Annotated in this window: 17 protein-coding genes; 11 read left to right on the top strand and 6 right to left on the bottom strand. The window is 73.4% G+C overall.

The features are described from left to right. On the top strand, positions 1-563 hold a 563-nt coding region (locus N866_RS21320), incomplete at its 5' end, for a hypothetical protein (RefSeq protein WP_034224601.1). A 69-nt stretch (positions 564-632) separates the two neighbouring features. On the opposite strand, the gene N866_RS06960 is transcribed toward N866_RS21320, so the two are convergent. After that, positions 633-1,322, bottom strand: a complete 690-nt coding sequence (locus N866_RS06960; RefSeq protein ID WP_034224600.1) for an MBL fold metallo-hydrolase — start codon at positions 1,320-1,322, stop codon at positions 633-635. A 112-nt stretch (positions 1,323-1,434) separates the two neighbouring features. On the opposite strand from N866_RS06960, the gene uvrA reads away from it, so the two are divergent. After that, positions 1,435-4,296 (top strand): excinuclease ABC subunit UvrA, encoded by a 2,862-nt coding sequence (gene uvrA / locus N866_RS06955; protein WP_034224599.1) that lies wholly within the window; start codon positions 1,435-1,437, stop codon positions 4,294-4,296. A 19-nt stretch (positions 4,297-4,315) separates the two neighbouring features. Here the strand turns inward: uvrA and N866_RS06950 are convergent, their stop codons facing one another. Then, positions 4,316-4,825 (bottom strand): OsmC family protein, encoded by a 510-nt coding sequence (locus tag N866_RS06950; RefSeq protein ID WP_034224597.1) that lies wholly within the window; start codon positions 4,823-4,825, stop codon positions 4,316-4,318. A 117-nt stretch (positions 4,826-4,942) separates the two neighbouring features. Between N866_RS06950 and uvrC the strand changes: the two genes are divergently transcribed. From uvrC to N866_RS06905, 9 genes are all read left to right on the top strand, one after another. Continuing rightward, complete coding sequence (gene uvrC, locus N866_RS06945) at positions 4,943-7,039, top strand: excinuclease ABC subunit UvrC (RefSeq protein ID WP_034224595.1); 2,097 nt, start codon at positions 4,943-4,945, stop codon at positions 7,037-7,039. Continuing rightward, positions 7,036-7,974, top strand: a complete 939-nt coding sequence (rapZ, locus tag N866_RS06940; RefSeq protein ID WP_034224593.1) for an RNase adapter RapZ — start codon at positions 7,036-7,038, stop codon at positions 7,972-7,974. The genes uvrC and rapZ overlap by 4 nt, the downstream gene beginning before the upstream one ends. Then, on the top strand, positions 7,971-8,972 hold the full coding sequence (locus N866_RS06935; protein ID WP_245612409.1) for a gluconeogenesis factor YvcK family protein: 1,002 nt from the start codon (positions 7,971-7,973) through the stop codon (positions 8,970-8,972). The genes rapZ and N866_RS06935 overlap by 4 nt, the downstream gene beginning before the upstream one ends. Positions 8,973-8,988: 16 nt before the next feature. Further along, a complete protein-coding gene (whiA, locus tag N866_RS06930) occupies positions 8,989-9,969 on the top strand; it encodes a DNA-binding protein WhiA (protein ID WP_034224591.1) in 981 nt (326 codons plus the stop codon). Positions 9,970-10,309: 340 nt separating this feature from the next. Beyond that, positions 10,310-11,317, top strand: a complete 1,008-nt coding sequence (gene gap, locus N866_RS06925; protein ID WP_034224589.1) for a type I glyceraldehyde-3-phosphate dehydrogenase — start codon at positions 10,310-10,312, stop codon at positions 11,315-11,317. A gap of 119 nt (positions 11,318-11,436) precedes the next feature. Beyond that, positions 11,437-12,648: a phosphoglycerate kinase gene (locus N866_RS06920; RefSeq protein ID WP_034224587.1), complete on the top strand. Its 1,212-nt coding sequence runs from the start codon at positions 11,437-11,439 to the stop codon at positions 12,646-12,648. A 2-nt stretch (positions 12,649-12,650) separates the two neighbouring features. Then, on the top strand, positions 12,651-13,448 hold the full coding sequence (tpiA, locus tag N866_RS06915; protein ID WP_034224584.1) for a triose-phosphate isomerase: 798 nt from the start codon (positions 12,651-12,653) through the stop codon (positions 13,446-13,448). Between the two features lie 155 nt (positions 13,449-13,603). Further along, positions 13,604-13,846, top strand: a complete 243-nt coding sequence (gene secG / locus N866_RS06910; RefSeq protein ID WP_034224581.1) for a preprotein translocase subunit SecG — start codon at positions 13,604-13,606, stop codon at positions 13,844-13,846. A 15-nt stretch (positions 13,847-13,861) separates the two neighbouring features. Then, positions 13,862-14,209, top strand: coding sequence for an RNA polymerase-binding protein RbpA (locus tag N866_RS06905; RefSeq protein ID WP_034224578.1), 348 nt, complete (start codon positions 13,862-13,864; stop codon positions 14,207-14,209). A 107-nt stretch (positions 14,210-14,316) separates the two neighbouring features. Here the strand turns inward: N866_RS06905 and pgl are convergent, their stop codons facing one another. The 4 genes from pgl to N866_RS06885 form a co-directional block, all read right to left on the bottom strand. Next, entirely contained in the window at positions 14,317-15,111 is a 795-nt protein-coding gene (pgl, locus tag N866_RS06900) for a 6-phosphogluconolactonase (protein ID WP_034224575.1), read from the bottom strand. Continuing rightward, positions 15,108-16,028, bottom strand: a complete 921-nt coding sequence (gene opcA, locus N866_RS06895) for a glucose-6-phosphate dehydrogenase assembly protein OpcA (RefSeq protein ID WP_034224572.1) — start codon at positions 16,026-16,028, stop codon at positions 15,108-15,110. The genes pgl and opcA overlap by 4 nt, the downstream gene beginning before the upstream one ends. Before the next feature lie 19 nt (positions 16,029-16,047). Next, on the bottom strand, positions 16,048-17,589 hold the full coding sequence (gene zwf, locus N866_RS06890) for a glucose-6-phosphate dehydrogenase (RefSeq protein ID WP_034224569.1): 1,542 nt from the start codon (positions 17,587-17,589) through the stop codon (positions 16,048-16,050). Further along, a partial coding sequence (locus N866_RS06885; protein WP_034224566.1) for a transaldolase family protein occupies positions 17,586-18,198 on the bottom strand: 613 nt, incomplete at its 5' end. The genes zwf and N866_RS06885, both read right to left, overlap by 4 nt.

Genomic DNA, 18,198 nt, shown 5'->3' with positions numbered 1-18,198 from the left:
CCCGCCGGCGCCGCGCCCGGGCCGCGGTCCTGCTCACCGCCGTCACGGTGCTCACGGGGTGCGCCCCCGCGCCCGCGGATCTCGGTGCCGACGCGGCCGGCCGGCTGCAGGAGGCCGTGTGGGCGGTGACGACCGCCGCGGCCCAGGGCCGTCACGACGCCGCGGTCGGTGCCCTCGCACGGGTGCGCGACGAGCTGGACCAGGCGGCGGAGGACGGTGACATCTCGGTGCAGCGCTACCGCGCCGTCGACGAGGCCCTTCGCAGAGCCGAGGCGGAGCTGACCGCGGTTCGTGAGGCGGCCGCCGTCGCGGCCGAGGGCACGCCCGAGGACGTGCCCGTCGAGGAGGAGACCGCGGCGCCCGCCGCACCGGCTCCGGTGGCCCCGGTCGTGCCCGTCGAGCCCGCGCCGCACCCGCAGGAGCCCTCCGGCCCCGACGACACGGGGCAGGGCAACCAGGGCAACGGCGTGGGGCCCGACGGCAACCGGGGGCGTGGCGGCGGACAGGGGAAGGGCGAAGGACGCCGGTCGTCCCAGCGCGAGGGGGGCCGCGCGGGCCGGTGACGGCGCGGCGACGGGCCGTCTTCTGCCCACGCAGCTCCTACGTACGCGGCGTCTGCCCGTGCGGCGCGCTCACCAGCCGCGGCTCCACCACTCGGCCAGGTGCGGGCGCTCCACCCCGAGGGTCGTGTCCCGCCCGTGCCCGGGGTAGACCCAGGTGTCGTCGCGCAGCGGCGCGAAGACCCGGTCCTCCAGGTCCGTCATGAGGGAGTGGAACGACTCCGGGTCCGCGGTCTTGCCGGGCCCGCCCGGGAAGAGGCTGTCCCCGGTGAACAGGTGGGCGCGGCCGGGGACGGCGTCGGCGGCCGACGTCCGCGCCGGCTCCCGGTACAGGAGCGCTACGGAGCCCGGCGTGTGGCCGCGCAGGCTCACGACCTCCAGGACGGCGTGGCCGACGGTGAGGACGTCGCCGTGGTGCAGGCGCCGGTGGACGACGGCCGGGACCGCCGCGGCGTCCTCGGCGCCGCACGCGTGGTGGGCGCCGGTGACGGCGAGGAGCGACTCGAGCGCCCCGACGTGGTCCGCGTGCCGGTGCGTGGTGACCACGGTGCCGAGGCGTGACGACGACGACCCCTCGCGCACGAGGGCGAGCAGCCGGTCCGGCTCCGCCGCCGCGTCGATCAGCAGCTGCTCGCCCGAGGGGGCGGTGAGGAGGTACGCGTTGTTGTCCATCGGGCCGACGGACAGCTTGCGGACGACGACCTCGTCGAGCGCGCGCGTCTGCGAGGGGCCGCCGGGGACGACGAGGCCGGTGTAGGTCATGCCCCCATGGTCCTCCTGGCGCGTCGCCGGGGCAGCAGTGTCGACTGAGGACCGCCTGGGCTGTGATGTCGAACACGTGTACGACGACGCGGCTGCCACGTAGGATGCTGCGGTGAACGACCGACTGCACGTGCAGGGTGCGCGCGAGCACAACCTCCGCAACGTCGACCTCGATCTCCCTCGGGACAGCCTGATCGTCTTCACGGGTCTGTCCGGGTCCGGCAAGTCGTCCCTCGCGTTCGACACCATCTTCGCCGAGGGCCAGCGGCGGTACGTCGAGTCCCTGTCCGCGTACGCGCGCCAGTTCCTCGGGCAGATGGACAAGCCCGACGTCGACTTCATCGAGGGCCTGTCCCCGGCCGTGTCGATCGACCAGAAGTCGACGAACCGGAACCCGCGGTCGACGGTCGGGACGATCACCGAGGTCTACGACTACCTCCGCCTCCTCTTCGCGCGGGCCGGCACCCAGTTCTGCCCGGTCTGCGGGGAGCAGGTGAGCCGCCAGACGCCGCAGCAGATCGTCGACCGGCTCCTCGAGCTGCCGGAGGGCACCCGCTACCAGGTCCTGGCCCCCGTCGTCCGCGGCCGCAAGGGCGAGTACGCGGACCTCTTCCGCGAGCTGCAGGCCAAGGGCTTCGCACGGGCGCGGGTCGACGGCGAGGTGCAGCAGTTGACCGAGGCGCCCGTGCTCGAGAAGAAGCTCAAGCACACGATCGAGGTCGTCGTCGACCGGCTGGTCGCGCGTGAGGGCGTCCAGCGGCGCCTGACCGACTCCGTCGAGACGGCGCTGACCCTCGCCGGCGGCCTCGTCGTCGTCGAGCTGGTCGACGCGGAGGCGGACGACCCGGGCCGCGAGCGTCGCTTCTCCGAGCACCGGGCCTGCCCCAACGACCACCAGCTCGCCCTCGAGGAGATCGAGCCGCGGACCTTCTCCTTCAACGCGCCCTACGGCGCGTGCCCCGAGTGCACGGGGATCGGCGTCCGGCTCGAGGTCGACCCGGACCTCGTGATCCCGGACGAGGAGGCCACCCTGGCCGGCGGGGCCGTGGCGCCCTGGTCGCAGACGTCGTCCGAGTACTTCCAGCGCGTCCTGCGGGCGCTCTCGGAGGACCTGGGCTTCTCGATGGACGTGCCGTGGCGTGCCCTGCCGGAGCGGGCGCGGATGTCGATCCTGCACGGCAAGGACCACGAGGTGCACGTCCGCTACCGCAACCGGTGGGGGCGCGAGCGCCAGTACAGCACCGGGTTCGAGGGGGTCGTCTCCTTCATCGAGCGCCGGCACGCGGAGACCGACTCGGAGTGGTCGAAGGAGAAGTACGAGGCCTACATGCGCGAGGTCCCGTGCCCCGTGTGCGAGGGCACGCGGCTCAAGCCCGAGGTGCTGGCCGTCCGGGTGGGGGGACGCTCCATCGCCGACGTGTGCCGGCTCCCGCTGCGCGAGGCCAGGGACTTCCTCGCCGCGCTCGAGCTCGGGGAGCGGGAGCGAGCGATCGCCGCCCAGGTCCTCAAGGAGATCCAGGCCCGCCTCGGCTTCCTGCTGGACGTCGGCCTGGACTACCTCTCGATGGACCGCGCGGCCGGGACGCTCTCCGGCGGGGAGGCCCAGCGGATCCGCCTCGCGACCCAGATCGGCTCGGGTCTCGTCGGGGTCCTCTACGTCCTCGACGAGCCGAGCATCGGGCTGCACCAGCGGGACAACCGCCGGCTCATCGACACGCTGACCCGGCTGCGGGACCTCGGCAACACCCTCATCGTGGTCGAGCACGACGAGGACACCATCCGCACCGCGGACTGGATCGTCGACATCGGTCCGGGCGCGGGCGAGCACGGCGGGCGGGTCGTCCACTCGGGCGACCTCGAGGGCCTGCTGACCTCCGCGGAGTCCGTCACGGGCGCCTACCTGTCCGGCCGTCGCAGCATCCCGACGCCGGAGACCCGGCGTCCCGTGGACCCGGGCCGTCAGGTGACCGTCGTCGGGGCGCGCGAGCACAACCTGCGGGGGATCGACGTCAGCTTCCCGCTCGGGTGCCTGGTCGCCGTGACGGGTGTCTCGGGCTCCGGGAAGTCGACGCTTGTCAACTCGATCCTCTACACGGTGATGGCGAACGAGCTCAACGGGGCCCGGCGGGTCCCCGGGCGCCACACCCGCGTCACCGGCCTGGACCAGCTCGACAAGGTGGTCCACGTCGACCAGGGCCCGATCGGGCGCACGCCGCGCTCCAACCCGGCGACGTACACGGGCGTCTGGGACCACGTGCGCAAGCTCTTCGCCGAGACGACCGAGGCGAAGGTCCGCGGCTACGCCCCCGGGCGCTTCTCCTTCAACGTCAAGGGCGGCCGGTGCGAGGCGTGCTCGGGTGACGGCACGCTGAAGATCGAGATGAACTTCCTGCCCGACGTGTACGTCCCGTGCGAGGTCTGCCACGGGTCGCGCTACAACCGCGAGACCCTCGAGGTCCACTTCAAGGGCAAGACGGTCGCGGACGTGCTGGACATGCCCATCGAGGAGGCCGCCGACTTCTTCGCCGCGGTGCCCGGGATCTCCCGGCACCTCAAGACCCTCGTGGACGTGGGCCTCGGCTACGTCCGGCTCGGGCAGTCCGCGCCGACGCTGTCCGGCGGCGAGGCCCAGCGGGTCAAGCTGGCGACCGAGCTCCAGCGGCGGTCGACGGGCCGGACGGTCTACGTGCTGGACGAGCCGACGACCGGGCTGCACTTCGAGGACATCCGCAAGCTGCTGGGCGTCCTGCAGTCGCTGGTCGACAAGGGCAACAGCGTCATCGTCATCGAGCACAACCTCGACGTCATCAAGAGCGCCGACTGGGTGGTCGACATGGGCCCGGAGGGCGGCAACGGCGGCGGCATCGTGGTCGCCGAGGGCACGCCGGAGCAGGTCGCCCGTGTCGAGGAGAGCCACACGGGCCGCTTCCTCGCCGAGCAGCTCGAGGACTCCCGCCTGGTCGCGTCCGCCTGACCGCCCGGCCCGGGGCGGCTCAGCGCAGCGCGTCCTGGGCGACGCGGGACGGCGCCGGGTCGAGGCGGACGGGGAAGTTCACCGACCGCGCGATGAAGCAGTGCTCGTGCGCGCGGGAGTGCAGCCGGTCGAGCTGGGTGTCCGTCACCGGCGTGCCGTCCTCGCGCTGCGGCGCGGCGAGCGTCACGCAGGGGCGGAGGACGACCTCGCGGAACTGGCCGTGGCCGGCGCCCTCGACGCGCATCGTGCCGGTGGCGCGGTCCGTGTACCCCACGACGACGACGCCGTCCGCGGAGGCCAGGTGCAGGAACCAGAGCATGTGGCACTGGGCGAGCGCCGCGACGAGGAGCTCCTCCGGGCTGTAGCGCTCGGGGTCGCCCCGGAAGGCGGGGTCCGCGGAGCCGAGGAGCGGCGGCTTGGTGCCGATGCGGACCTCGTGGTCACGCGAGTACGCGGTGTAGCTCGAGGTGCCGGTCTCGCCCGCACCGGTCCAGACGACGTCGGCTGTGTAGCTGTGCAGGAGTCCCATCTCCTGAGGCTACCGGGCAGGTCGCGGCCCGCCCAGGACCTGCGGTGTACGCGTCCGCGGCCCGGCACGGAGGCACGCCGTGCCGCCCTGTCGGCGGGGCGAACTAGGCTCCACGGCATGGCCGACCCCGCCACGTACCGTCCGCGACCCGGCCAGGTCCCCGACTCGCCGGGCGTCTACCGCTTCAAGGACGAGCACGGCCGCGTCGTCTACGTGGGGAAGGCGAAGAGCCTGCGCTCCCGGCTGGCGAGCTACTTCCAGGACCTCTCGGCGCTGCACCCGCGCACGCGTCAGATGGTCACCACGGCCGCGTCGGTCGAGTGGACCGTCGTCGGGACCGAGGTCGAGGCGCTCGCGCTGGAGTACTCCTGGATCAAGGAGTTCGACCCGCGGTTCAACGTCAAGTACCGCGACGACAAGTCCTACCCCTACCTCGCCGTCACGCTCGGCGAGGCGTTCCCGCGGGTGCAGGTCATGCGCGGGCGCAAACGACCCGGCACGCGGTACTTCGGTCCGTACGCCCACGCCTGGGCGATCCGGGAGACGGTCGACCTGCTGCTGCGGGTGTTCCCCGTCCGCACCTGCTCCGCCGGCGTCTTCCGCCGGGCGCAGCAGACGGGCCGGCCCTGCCTGCTCGGGTACATCGACAAGTGCGCCGCACCGTGCGTCGGCCGGGTCACCGAGGAGGAGCACCGCGGGCTGGCGGAGGACTTCTGCGACTTCATGGCGGGGGAGACCGCCCGGTTCACGCGGCGGCTCACCGCCCAGATGCGGGCGGCCGCCGCGGAGCTGGACTACGAGCGGGCGGCGCGGCTGCGCGACGACATCGGCGCGCTGGACCGGGCGACCGAGAAGAACGCCGTCGTCCTCGCTGACGGCACGGACGCGGACGTGTTCGCACTGGTCGGGGACGAGCTCGAGGCCGCCGTGCAGGTGTTCCACGTCCGCGACGGGCGGATCCGCGGCCAGCGCGGCTGGATCGTGGAGAAGGTCGAGGACGTCACCGACGGCGAGCTCGTCGAGCACCTCCTGCAGCAGGTGTACGGCGACGACGGCGGCTGGTCCGCCCCGGAGCGGGACTCCGGCGGCGCCCGCCGTCCGGAGCAGGTGCGTGTCGCCGAGAGCGCGGTGCCACGGGAGGTGCTCGTCCCCGTCCTGCCGCCGGACGTCGACCAGGTGACCGCCTGGCTGAGCGCGCTGCGCGGCTCACGCGTCGCCGTGCGGGTGCCCCAGCGCGGCGACAAGAGGGACCTGGCCGAGACGGTCCGTCGCAACGCCGAGCAGGCACTGGTCCTGCACCGGACGCGTCGCGCGGGCGACCTCACGACCCGTAGCCAGGCGCTCAAGGAGCTCCAGGACGCGCTGGACCTGCCCACGGCCCCGCTGCGGATCGAGTGCTACGACATCTCCACCACGCAGGGGACCCATCAGGTCGGCTCGATGGTCGTCTTCGAGGACGGCCTGGCGCGCCGGTCGGAGTACCGGCACTTCGTGGTCCGGGGTCCCGACGGCGAGGGGGCGCGGGACGACACCGCGGCGATGCACGAGGTCATCACGCGACGGTTCCGGCGCTACCTCCAGGAGCAGGAGGACGGCGACGACCTCGCGCTCGGGGAGTCCGACGACGACGTCCAGACGCACCCGTCGCCCGGCAGCCGGGAGGTGTCGCCCGAGGCGCGACGCCCGGGCCGGTTCGCGTACCCGCCCCACCTCGTGGTGGTCGACGGCGGGCCTCCGCAGGTCGCGGCGGCCGCGCGCGCGCTGGCGGAGCTCGGCATCGACGACGTCGCCCTGTGCGGGCTGGCCAAGCGGCTGGAGGAGGTGTGGCTGCCGGGGGAGGACTACCCCGTGATCCTCCAGCGCAGCTCGGAGGGCCTCTACCTCCTGCAGCGGGTCCGGGACGAGGCGCACCGGTTCGCCATCCGGCACCACCGCTCCCGGCGCAGCAAGAGCATGACGGTGTCCGCCCTCGACGGGGTGCCCGGTCTCGGCCCGGCGCGGTCGGCGGCGCTGCTCAAGCACTTCGGCTCCGTCAAGCGGCTGCGTGCGGCCTCGGTGGAGGAGATCGCGGCCGTGCGGGGGATGGGCGCGCGGACGGCGCAGGCCGTCGTCGACGCGCTCGCTCCGACCGAGGGCGCGGTCACCGCAGCAGCCCCGCCGCCGGAGGTCGACGCCGTCGCCGCGGAGGCGGGGCCTGGCATGCTGGAGGCATGAGCTCGGAGCCGCCCCCGACCACCGTCCCGTCCGGCATCCCGGTCCTCGAGGCGACCACGCCGACCCCCCGCGCGGAGCTGCCCGAGCTGCTGCTCATCACCGGGATGTCGGGAGCCGGCCGCAGCCGGGCGGCCGCGGTGCTGGAGGACCTCGACTGGTACGTCGTGGACAACCTTCCCCCGCAGCTGCTGCCGCAGATGGTCCGCATGATGAGCGCGGCGCAGGGCGCCGTCCACCGGCTCGCCGCCGTCGTCGACGTCCGCGGTCGCGAGTTCTTCCGCGACCTCGTCGAGGTGATCGACGGGCTGCGTGAGTCCGGGTTCCCGTACCGACTGCTGTTCCTCGACGCGTCCGACCCCGTGCTCGTCCAGCGCTTCGAGGCCGTGCGCCGCCCGCACCCGCTCCAGGGGGACCGCCGCATCCTCGACGGGATCGCCGACGAGCGGGAGCTCATGCGGGGCATGCGGGAGCGCGCGGACATCGTCATCGACACGACGGAGCTGAACGTCCACGACCTGGCCCGGGTGGTCCGGACGGCGGTCACCGGCGGCGAGGGGGACGCGCTGCGCGTCAACGTCCTGTCCTTCGGGTTCAAGTACGGCCTCCCGCTCGACGCGGACCACGTCGTCGACGTCCGCTTCCTGTCCAACCCCTACTGGATCGGCGAGCTGCGCCACCTCACAGGCCGCGACGAGCCCGTCCGGGACTACGTCCTCGGCCTGCCGGGGGCGTCGTTGTTCGTCCAGCGGTACGTCGACGCGCTCGAGCCGGTGCTCGCGGGCTACGAGACGGAGGACAAGCGCTACGCCACGGTCGCCGTCGGCTGCACCGGCGGCAAGCACCGGTCGGTCGCGATCTCGGAGGCCGTCGCGGTCGCGCTGCGGGAGCGTGGGCACCGCGTCGTCGTGTCGCACCGTGACCTGGGGCGCGAGTGACGGGCGCCCGTCCCGAGCCGCGGCCCGGCGGCCTGGGTCCCGCCGTCGTCGCCCTGGGCGGAGGGCACGGCCTCTCGGCGAGCCTGTCGGCCCTCCGGCTCATGTCCGACCGCCTCACGGCCGTCGTCACGGTGGCCGACGACGGCGGCTCGTCGGGCCGGCTGCGCGAGGAGATGGGGGTCCTGCCGCCCGGTGACCTGCGGATGGCGCTCTCGGCCCTGTGCGACGACACGGACTGGGGCCGGACGTGGCGGGACGTCCTGCAGCACCGGTTCCACTCCGACGGCTCGCTGGACCAGCACGCCGTCGGCAACCTGCTCATCGTCGCGCTGTGGGAGCTCCTCGGGGACACCGTGGCCGGTCTGGACTGGGTGGGCCGTCTGCTGGGCTCGCGGGGCCGGGTCCTGCCCATGGCGGCGGTCCCGCTGGCCATCGAGGCGGAGCTGGTCGACCGCGTCGACGGCGTCGAGCACGTCACGGTGGTGCGTGGCCAGAGCCATGTGGCCACCGCCGCCGGGCAGGTGCGGTCGGTGCGCCTGCTGCCCGCCGACCCGCCGGCCTGCCCGGAGGCGGTCGAGGCGATCGACGCCGCCGACTGGGTGGTGCTGGGCCCCGGCTCGTGGTTCACCTCCGTCATGCCTCACCTGCTCGTCCCCGAGCTGTCGGCGGCGCTGCACCGGACCGCGGCGCGGCGCTGCCTGACGCTCAACCTGTCCGCCGAGAAGGGGGAGACCCCCGGCATGCGGGCGCACGACCACCTGGTCGCCCTGCGTCGGCACGCGCCCGGCCTGCGCATCGACGTCGTCGTGGCGGACCCGAGCGCCATCGACGACGTCGACGCGCTCCAGGACGAGTGCACGGCCATGGGCGGGCACCTCCTGCTGCGGCAGGTCCGGGTGGGCGACGGGACGCCCTGCCACGACCCCCTGCGGCTGGCCGCCGCCTACCGGGACGCCTTCGAGGGGTTCCTCGGTGACATCGGGACGAGGGCCCGGTGATGGCAGGATGACGCCCATGGCGTTGACCGCACAGGTGAAGGACGAGCTCGCCCGTCTCCCCGTCGACAAGACCTCCCACCGCAAGGCGGAGGTCTCGGCGACCCTGCGGTTCGCGGGCGGCCTGCACATCATCTCGGGTCGGATCGTCATCGAGGCGGAGCTGGACACCGGCGTCGCCGCCCGGCGCCTGCGGCAGTTCGTCGCCGAGGTCTACGGCCACTCCAGCGACGTCGTCGTCGTCAGCGGTGGGGGGCTGCGCCGAGGTACCCGCTACGTCGTGCGCGTGGTCAAGGACGGCGAGTCGCTGGCCCGGCAGACGGGTCTCCTGGACAACCGCGGCCGGCCGGTCCGTGGCCTGCCTCCCCAGGTCGTCTCGGCCGGGACCGGCGAGGCGGAGGCGGCGTGGCGCGGTGCCTTCCTCGCGCACGGCTCGCTGACCGAGCCAGGCCGCTCGGCGGCCCTGGAGGTGACCTGCCCCGGCCCGGAGGCGGCGCTGGCGCTCGTGGGGGCTGCCCGGCGGATCGGCATCGCCGCGAAGGCGCGCGAGGTCCGGGGCGTGGACCGGGTCGTCATCCGCGACGGCGACGCCATCGGCGCGATGCTGACGCGGCTGGGCGCGCACGACGCGGTGCTGGTCTGGGAGGAGCGGCGCATGCGCCGCGAGGTCCGGGGCACCGCCAACCGTCTCGCGAACTTCGACGACGCGAACCTGCGCCGGTCGGCCCGTGCGGCGGTCGCGGCGGGGGCGCGGGTCGAGCGGGCGTTCGAGATCCTCGGCGAGGACCTGCCGGAGCACCTGCGTGAGGCGGGCATGCTGCGCCTGCAGCACAAGCAGGCGTCCCTGGAGGAGCTCGGTCAGCTGGCCGACCCCGTGCTGACGAAGGACGCGGTGGCGGGCCGGATCCGGCGCCTCCTCGCGACCGCCGACAAGCGCGCCGCCGAGCTCGGCATCCCGGACACCGAGGCCGGCCTCACGGCCGACATGCTCGACGTCTGACCTCCTGTCGGCAGCTGTCCCGCGGCGGCGACGGAGCGGTCCGCACAGGCTCGCCCACGGCCCGGTCGGGAACGCTCCCACGCCGTGGTCGGCACCGCTCGTCGCGGGCGTGGAAATGCGTCCCGTGCCTGATCGGACGGCGTGGAAAAAAAGCACACCGTGATCGGCGACCGGCGGACGAACGTCCCGACGACGCGTGTGTGTCCGGCGTGTAACCTGGGGTCAATCTGGGAGCGAGATCGAGCTCTAGGCGCGGTCCCCAGGGCGTACACCGCCGTGCGCAACCCGTCAACGACCCATCGTGCGTACCGGGAAAGCGGTGCGCCTTGAGGAGGGCATAGTGACCATCCGCGTCGGAATCAACGGCTTCGGCCGCATCGGACGTAACTTCTTCCGCGCAGTCCTGGAGTCGGGCGCCGACATCGAGATCGTCGGTGTCAACGACCTCACCGACAACAAGTCGCTGGCGCACCTGCTCAAGTACGACTCGATCCTGGGTCGGCTCGCGCAGGACGTGACCTACGACGAGGAGAGCATCACCGTCGGCGGGAAGACCTTCAAGGCCCTGGCGGAGCGCGACCCGTCCGCCCTGCCGTGGGGCGAGCTCGGTGCGGACATCGTCATCGAGTCCACCGGCATCTTCACCGACGCGACGAAGGCCAAGGCGCACCTCGACGCGGGCGCCAAGAAGGTCATCATCTCCGCCCCGGCGAAGAACGAGGACGCCACGTTCGTCGTCGGCGTGAACCACACCGAGTACGACCCGGCGAACCACCACATCGTCTCCAACGCCTCCTGCACGACGAACTGCCTGGCCCCGCTGGCCAAGGTGCTCGACGAGGCGTTCGGCATCGAGCGTGGCCTCATGACGACGATCCACGCGTACACGCAGGACCAGAACCTCCAGGACGGCCCGCACAAGGACCTGCGCCGTGCGCGCGCCGCCGCTCTGAACATGGTCCCGACGTCGACCGGTGCGGCGAAGGCCGTCTCGCTCGTCCTCCCGCAGCTCAAGGGCAAGCTCGACGGCTACGCGATGCGCGTGCCCACGCCCACGGGCTCCGCGACCGACCTCACCTTCACCGCGTCGCGCGAGACGACGGTCGAGGAGGTCAACGCCGCGGTCAAGGCCGCCGCCGAGACCCCCGAGCTCAAGGGCATCCTCGTCTACACGGAGGACCCGATCGTCTCGACCGACATCGTGACGGACCCGGCCTCGAGCATCTTCGACGCCGGTCTCACCAAGGTGATCGGCGACCAGGTCAAGGTCGTCTCCTGGTACGACAACGAGTGGGGCTACTCCAGCCGCCTCGTCGACCTCACGGTGTACATCGGCGAGCGTCTCTGACGTCCGACCGCACCTGAGCAGGCCGACATGCGTCCGCGTGCTCCGCGCGCAACCGCGCCGGAGCACGCGGACGCCGTCATGCACGGGCCCGACCGGCCCCCGACCCTGAGGACACCGCTGTGAAGACCATCGAGGACCTGGGCGACCTGCGCGGCACGCGCGTGCTCGTCCGCTCCGACTTCAACGTCCCGCTGGACGGCACCACGATCACCGACGACGGCCGCATCCGTGCGGCGCTGCCCACGCTCACCGCGCTCCTCGAGGCCGGTGCCCGGGTCGTCGTGACCGCCCACCTCGGCCGCCCCAAGGGTGCGCCGGAGGCCAAGTACTCGCTCGCGCCCGTCGCCGCCCGCCTGGGCGAGCTGCTCGGCCGCCCCGTGGCCCTCGCGCAGGACGTCGTCGGGGAGTCCGCCCGCGAGACCGTCGCGGGCCTGGCGGACGGCGAGATCGCGCTCCTGGAGAACATCCGCTTCGACGCCCGCGAGACCTCGAAGGTCGAGGCCGAGCGCCAGGAGCTCGCCGGCGAGCTCGCCGCGCTGGCCGACGCGTTCGTGTCGGACGGCTTCGGTGTCGTGCACCGCAAGCAGGCGTCCGTCTACGACGTCGCGCTCCAGCTGCCGTCCGCGGTCGGGAGCCTCGTGCTCAACGAGGTCGACTCGCTGCGGCGCGCCACGGAGGACCCCGAGCGGCCCTACGTCGTCGTCCTCGGCGGGTCGAAGGTGTCCGACAAGCTCGGCGTCATCGCCAACCTCCTCACCAAGGCCGACCGCCTGCTCATCGGCGGCGGGATGGTCTTCACGTTCCTCGCGGCCAAGGGCTACTCCGTGGGCACCTCGCTGCTCGAGGAGGACCAGGTGGAGACGGTGAAGGGCTACCTCACCACCGCCGAGGAGCGCGGTGTGGAGATCGTGCTCCCCACCGACATCGTCGTCGCGGACTCGTTCGCGGCCGACGCCCCGCACGACGTCGTCGCGGCCGACGCGATGCCGGAGGGCCGCATGGGCCTGGACATCGGTCCGGAGTCCGCCGAGCTCTTCGCGTCGAAGATCCGCGACGCGAGGACGATCGTGTGGAACGGCCCCATGGGCGTGTTCGAGTTCGAGGCGTTCGCCGCCGGGACGCGTGCCGTGGCCCAGGCCATGGTCGACGCCGGGCAGGACGGCGCCTTCTCCATCGTCGGTGGTGGCGACTCCGCCGCGGCCGTCCGCCAGCTCGGCTTCGACGAGGCGGGCTTCGGGCACATCTCCACCGGCGGTGGGGCGAGCCTGGAGTTCCTCGAGGGCAAGGAGCTCCCCGGCATCGCGGTACTCGAGCAGAAGACGGAGCAGTGACCATGGGTACCACCCGCACCCCGCTGATGGCGGGCAACTGGAAGATGAACCTGGACCACCACCAGGCCACGCACCTCGTGCAGAAGCTGGCGTGGACGCTCAAGGACGCCAAGCACGACTACTCGGCCGTCGAGGTCGCCGTGCTCGTGCCGTTCACGGACCTGCGGTCCGTCCAGACGCTGGTCGACGGCGACAAGCTCGACCTCGTCTACGGCGCCCAGGACGTCTCGGCGCACACCGAGGGCGCCTACACGGGCGAGATCTCGCCGGTGATGCTGGCGAAGCTGGGCGTCACGTACGTGGCGGTGGGTCACTCCGAGCGGCGCGAGTACCACGGCGAGGACGACGCGCTGTGCGCGGCCAAGGTCCGCTCCGCGTTCGGCCAGGGCGTCGTCCCCATCCTCTGCGTGGGCGAGGGGCTCGACGTGCGCAAGGCGGGGGAGCAGGTCCCCCACACGCTGGCGCAGCTCGACGGGGCGCTCGAGGGCCTGCCGGCGGAGCACGCCGCCCGGATCGTCGTCGCGTACGAGCCGGTGTGGGCGATCGGGACCGGCGAGGTCGCCACCCCCGACGACGCGCAGGAGGTGTGCAAGGCGATCCGTGACCGGCTCGCCGAGCTCTACTCCCGCGAGCTCGCCGACGGCGTCCGCGTGCTCTACGGCGGCTCGGTGAAGTCCGGGAACGTCGCGGCGATCATGGCGCAGCCGGACGTCGACGGGGCCCTCGTCGGCGGCGCGAGCCTCGACGCGGAGGAGTTCGCGAAGATCGTCCGCTACCAGGCGCACAGCACGGGTCTCTGACCCGTCGGCACCGGTCGGCCCCCGTCGTCACGGCGGGGGCCGACCCGTGCCACGCCGAACGATGACCGACGGTGGGTTGCCCGCCGGACGTCGCCTATCCTTGACCGGGCGCCCCTCGGCGCCTGCTGCCGCACGAGTGAGGAACAGACGGTTTCGTGGACGTCCTGCGCATCATCCTTCAGGTCCTGCTGGTGCTCACCAGCTTCCTCGTCGTCGTCCTCGTGCTCCTGCACAAGGGCAAGGGAGGTGGCCTGTCGGACATGTTCGGGGGCGGCATCTCCAGCGGTGCGGGCAGCTCCGGCGTCGCCGAGCGCAACCTCAACCGCATCACCATCGGCCTGGCCGTGCTCTGGGCCGTCATCATCGTGCTCCTGGGCCTGATCCAGCGCGTCAGCTGACAACGGAGGTCAACCGTGGCGAGCGGTAGTGCAATTCGAGGGTCCCGTGTGGGTGCGGGACCGATGGGCGAGGCGGAGCGCGGCGAGTCCGCGCCGCGCTTCTGGGTGTCGTACTGGTGCGCCAAGGGCCACGAGACGCGACCCAGCTTCTCCGAGGAGGCGGGCGCCGAGGCCCCCGAGACGTGGGACTGCCCGCGCTGCGGGTTCCCGGCGGGCCAGGACGAGCAGAACCCCCCGGCACCGGTGCGCAACGAGCCGTACAAGACGCACCTGGCGTACGTGAAGGAGCGTCGGACGGACGAGGACGGCGCGGCCATCCTCGACGAGGCCCTCGCCGCGCTGCGCGCCCGCCGCGGCGGCTGAGCACAGCAGCCTGAGCACAGCCGTCCGTGCACCGGACAGCGGAGAGCCCGGCACCCCCGTGAGGGTGGCCGGGCTCTCCTGCGTCCGCCCCCGCCCGTCCGCGGGACTCAGCCGTCGGCGGTCGGCACCTCGCTCGCGGCCTGGACGTCCAGGAGCCACAGCGTCCGACGGCGGCCCAGGGCGCCCGCAGCCGGCGTGCGCGTGACGTCGTCGCCGGCCAGGCCGCGCGCGGCCGCCTCGGCCTTGTCCGCGCCCGCCACGACGAGCCACACCTCGCGGGCCGCCTCGATCGCCGGCCACGTCAGGCTCACCCGCTCCGGGGGCGGCTTGGGCGAGCCGTGCACGCCGACGACGGTCCGGTCGACGACCTCGAGGGCCTCGTGGCCGGGGAAGAGCGACGCGACGTGCCCGTCGGGCCCCATGCCCAGCAGGAGGACGTCGAAGGACGGGACAGCGGGCCCGGCGTCGTCGCCGGGAGCCTCCCCGGCGAACCGGGCGAGCTCCGCGGCGTAGGCCGCGGCGGAGTCCTCCGGCGTGCTGATCCCCGGGGCGTCGGCGGCGGGCATGGCGTGGACGTTCCCGACCGGCACCGGGAGCGCGTCGAGCAGAGCCTCCCGGGCCTGGGTCTCGTTGCGGTCGGGGTGGCCCGACGGCAGGAACCGCTCGTCGCCCCACCACAGGTGCACGCCGGTCCAGTCGACGGCGTCGCGCAGGGGCGAGGCGGCCATCTCGCGCAGCGTCCGGATCCCGACGGTGCCGCCCGTGAGGCCCACGTGCAGCGGCCGGTGCGTGGCCTGGCCGTCCAGGAGACGCAGGAGCAGGCGCGCGGCCGTGGCCGCGGCGAGCGTGGCTGCGTCGGGGTGGACGACGGCGAGCCGCCCCGGTCCGTCGGTCGCGGTCATGCCGGCACCACCCGCTCGAGCCCGACGGTGAGCACCTCGCCGAAGACCTCGTCCGGGTCGAGCCGTCGCAGGTCCTCCGCGACGCACTCGGTGAGCTGCCGCAGGGGCATCGACACCCGGCGCTCCGGCTGGCCCGGCTGGAGCAGCGTGGCCGTCCGGCCGTCGGGACGGTCGATGACGACGGGACCGGAGGCGCGGTGGAGCTCGACGCGGGTGACCGCCGTGGCGTCGTCCTGCGTGACCACGTCGACGGGGCAGTCCAGCGACTCCGCGAGCCAGGCGGCCAGGAGCCAGACCGAGGCGTGGCGGCCCGCACCGTGCACGGCGGCGTGGGTCACCGGCTCGTGCGGCGGCTGGTCCAGGGCGGCGGCGAGCAGCCCGCGCCACACCGTCAGCCGCGTCCACGCGAGGTCCGTGTCCCCGGCCGTGTAGCCGGCACGCAGCCGCCGGAGGGCGTCCCGAGGGTCCGTGCAGCTCACGGTGTCCGTGATGCGGCGCTGCGCCATCCGGCCCAGCGGGTGCTCGGCCGGCACGTCGGGCATGGCGTCCGGCCACCACACGACGATGGGCGCGTCCGGCAGCAGGAGGGGCATGACGAGGGTGTCCGCGTGCGCCAGCATCTCCCCGGAGGCCCGGAGCACGACCACCTCGCTCGCACCGGCGTCACCGCCGACGCGGATCTGCGCGTCGACGCGGCCGTGGTCGCACCGGGCGTCCTCGGCCAGCACGATCACGCGGCACGGGTGCTCGCGGCTCGCCGCGTTCGCGACGCCGACGGCGTCCTCGAGGTGGGCGGCGTCGACCTCGACGAGCAGGGTGAGCACGCGCCCGAGCGCGACGGCGCCGCCCTCGTCCCGCAGCCGCAGCAGCGCCTTGGCGACGGCCGACGTCGTCGTGTCGGGGAGGTCGTGGATCATCGTCGTCCTCTCTCGCGGCTCACGGCCGACGCCAGGCGCGGCCGTCGCGAGCCATCATCAGGTCGGCGGACTCCGGGCCCCAGGTGCCGGACCGGTACGGGTCGGGCCGACCGTTCTCGGCCCAGTACTCCGTGATCGGGTCGAGGATGCGCCAGCTCAGCTCGACCTCCTCGTGCCGGGGGAACAGCGGCGGGTCGCCGAGCAGCACGTCGAGGATGAGCCGCTCGTAGGCCTCGGGCGAGGACTCGGTGAACGCGTGGCCGTACCCGAAGTCCATGGTGACGTCGCGCACCTCCATCGCGGTGCCGGGGACCTTCGAGCCGAAGCGCATCGTCACGCCCTCGTCGGGCTGCACGCGGATGACGAGCGCGTTGTTGCCGAGCTCCTCGGTCGCGGTGGACTCGAAGGGCAGGTGCGGCGCCTTCTTGAAGACGACGGCGATCTCGGTGACCCGGCGCCCGAGGCGCTTGCCGGCCCGCAGGTAGAACGGGACGCCCGCCCACCGCCGCGTGTCGACGTCGAGGCGGATCGCCGCGTAGGTCTCGGTGGTGGAGTCCGGCCCGATGCCCTGCTCGTCGAGGTAGCCGACGACCTCCTCCCCGCCCTGCCAGCCGGCGGCGTACTGACCGCGCGCGGTGTGCCGGGCGAGGTCCGTGGGGATGCGCACGGCCGAGAGGACCTTCTCCTTCTCCGCGCGCAGCGCGTCGGCGTCGAAGGAGACCGGCTCCTCCATCGCCGTGAGCGCGAGCAGCTGCAGGAGGTGGTTCTGGATGACGTCCCGCGCCGCGCCGATCCCGTCGTAGTAGCCCGCGCGGCCACCGATGCCGATGTCCTCGGCCATGGTGATCTGCACGTGGTCGACGAAGTGGGCGTTCCAGATCGGCTCGAACAGCTGGTTGGCGAACCGCAGCGCCAGCATGTTCTGGACGGTCTCCTTGCCCAGGTAGTGGTCGATCCGGAAGACGGACTCCGGCTCGAACACCTCCGAGACCACGTCGTTGAGCTCGCGCGCGCTCACCAGGTCGTGCCCGAAGGGCTTCTCGACCACGACGCGCCGCCACGCCCCTGCCGGCTGCTGCGAGAGACCCGAGCGCGCGAGCTGACGGCACACGAGCGGGAAGGCGCTCGGCGGCACGGAGAGGTAGAAGGCGTGGTTGCCCCCGGTGCCGCGCTCCGCGTCCAGCTCGGCGACGGTGGTGCTCAGCCGGTCGAAGGCGGCGTCGTCGTCGAACTCGCCCTGGACGAACCGGATGCCCTCGGCCAGCTGCTTCCAGGTGCTCTCCCGGAACGGCGTGCGGGCGTTGGCCTTCACCGCGTCGTGCACGACCTCGGCGAAGTCCTGGGTCTCCCAGTCCCGGCGGGCGAAGCCGGTGAGGGCGAAGCCGGGGGGGAGGAGGCCGCGGTTGGCGAGGTCGTAGACCGCCGGCATGAGCTTGCGCCGCGCGAGGTCGCCGGTCACGCCGAAGATCACCAGACCGCACGGCCCGGCGATCCGGGGCAGACGGCGGTCGCGCGCATCGCGCAGCGGGTTGTGCTCCGCGGTGACGGGGCTCGGGCTCACGCCGTGGTCCCCTCGCTCCCGGACGCGCCACGCAGACCCGTCGTGACGGTCTCGAGCAGCTCCGCCCAGCTGGCCTCGAACTTCGCGACGCCCTCGGTCTCCAGACGCTCGGTCACCTCGTCCAGGTCGATCCCGAGGGCGCCGAGCCGCTCGAGCCGGGCGGCGGCGTCGTCGTAGGCGCTCCGCACGGTGTCCCCGCGGACCTCGCCGTGGTCGGCGACGGCCTCGAGCGTCGTGCCCGGCATGGTGTTGACCGTGTCGGGTGCCACCAGCTCGTCCACGTAGAGGGTGTCCGGGTACGCGGGGTCCTTGACGCCGGTCGAGGCCCACAGCGGACGCTGCGGCTGGGCGCCCGCGGTGGCGAGCCCGCGCCAGCGGTCCGACGCGGAGACCTCCTCGAAGTAGCGGTAGGCGAGGCGCGCGTTCGCGATGGCGATCGTGCCGCGCAGGTCCGCGGCCTCGGGCGTGCCGAGCGCGTCGAGCTGCGCGTCGACCGCCGCGTCCACCCGCGAGACGAAGAACGACGCGACGGACTCGATGGTCGTGAGGTCCAGCCCCTTCGCCCGGGCCTGCTCGAGCCCGTCGAGGTAGGCGTCGACGACGGCCCGG

The sequence above is a fragment of the Actinotalea ferrariae CF5-4 genome (genome assembly GCF_000603945.1).
GTDB classification, from domain to species: domain Bacteria; phylum Actinomycetota; class Actinomycetes; order Actinomycetales; family Cellulomonadaceae; genus Actinotalea; species Actinotalea ferrariae.
This window is presented reverse-complemented; position numbering and strand designations above follow the sequence as displayed.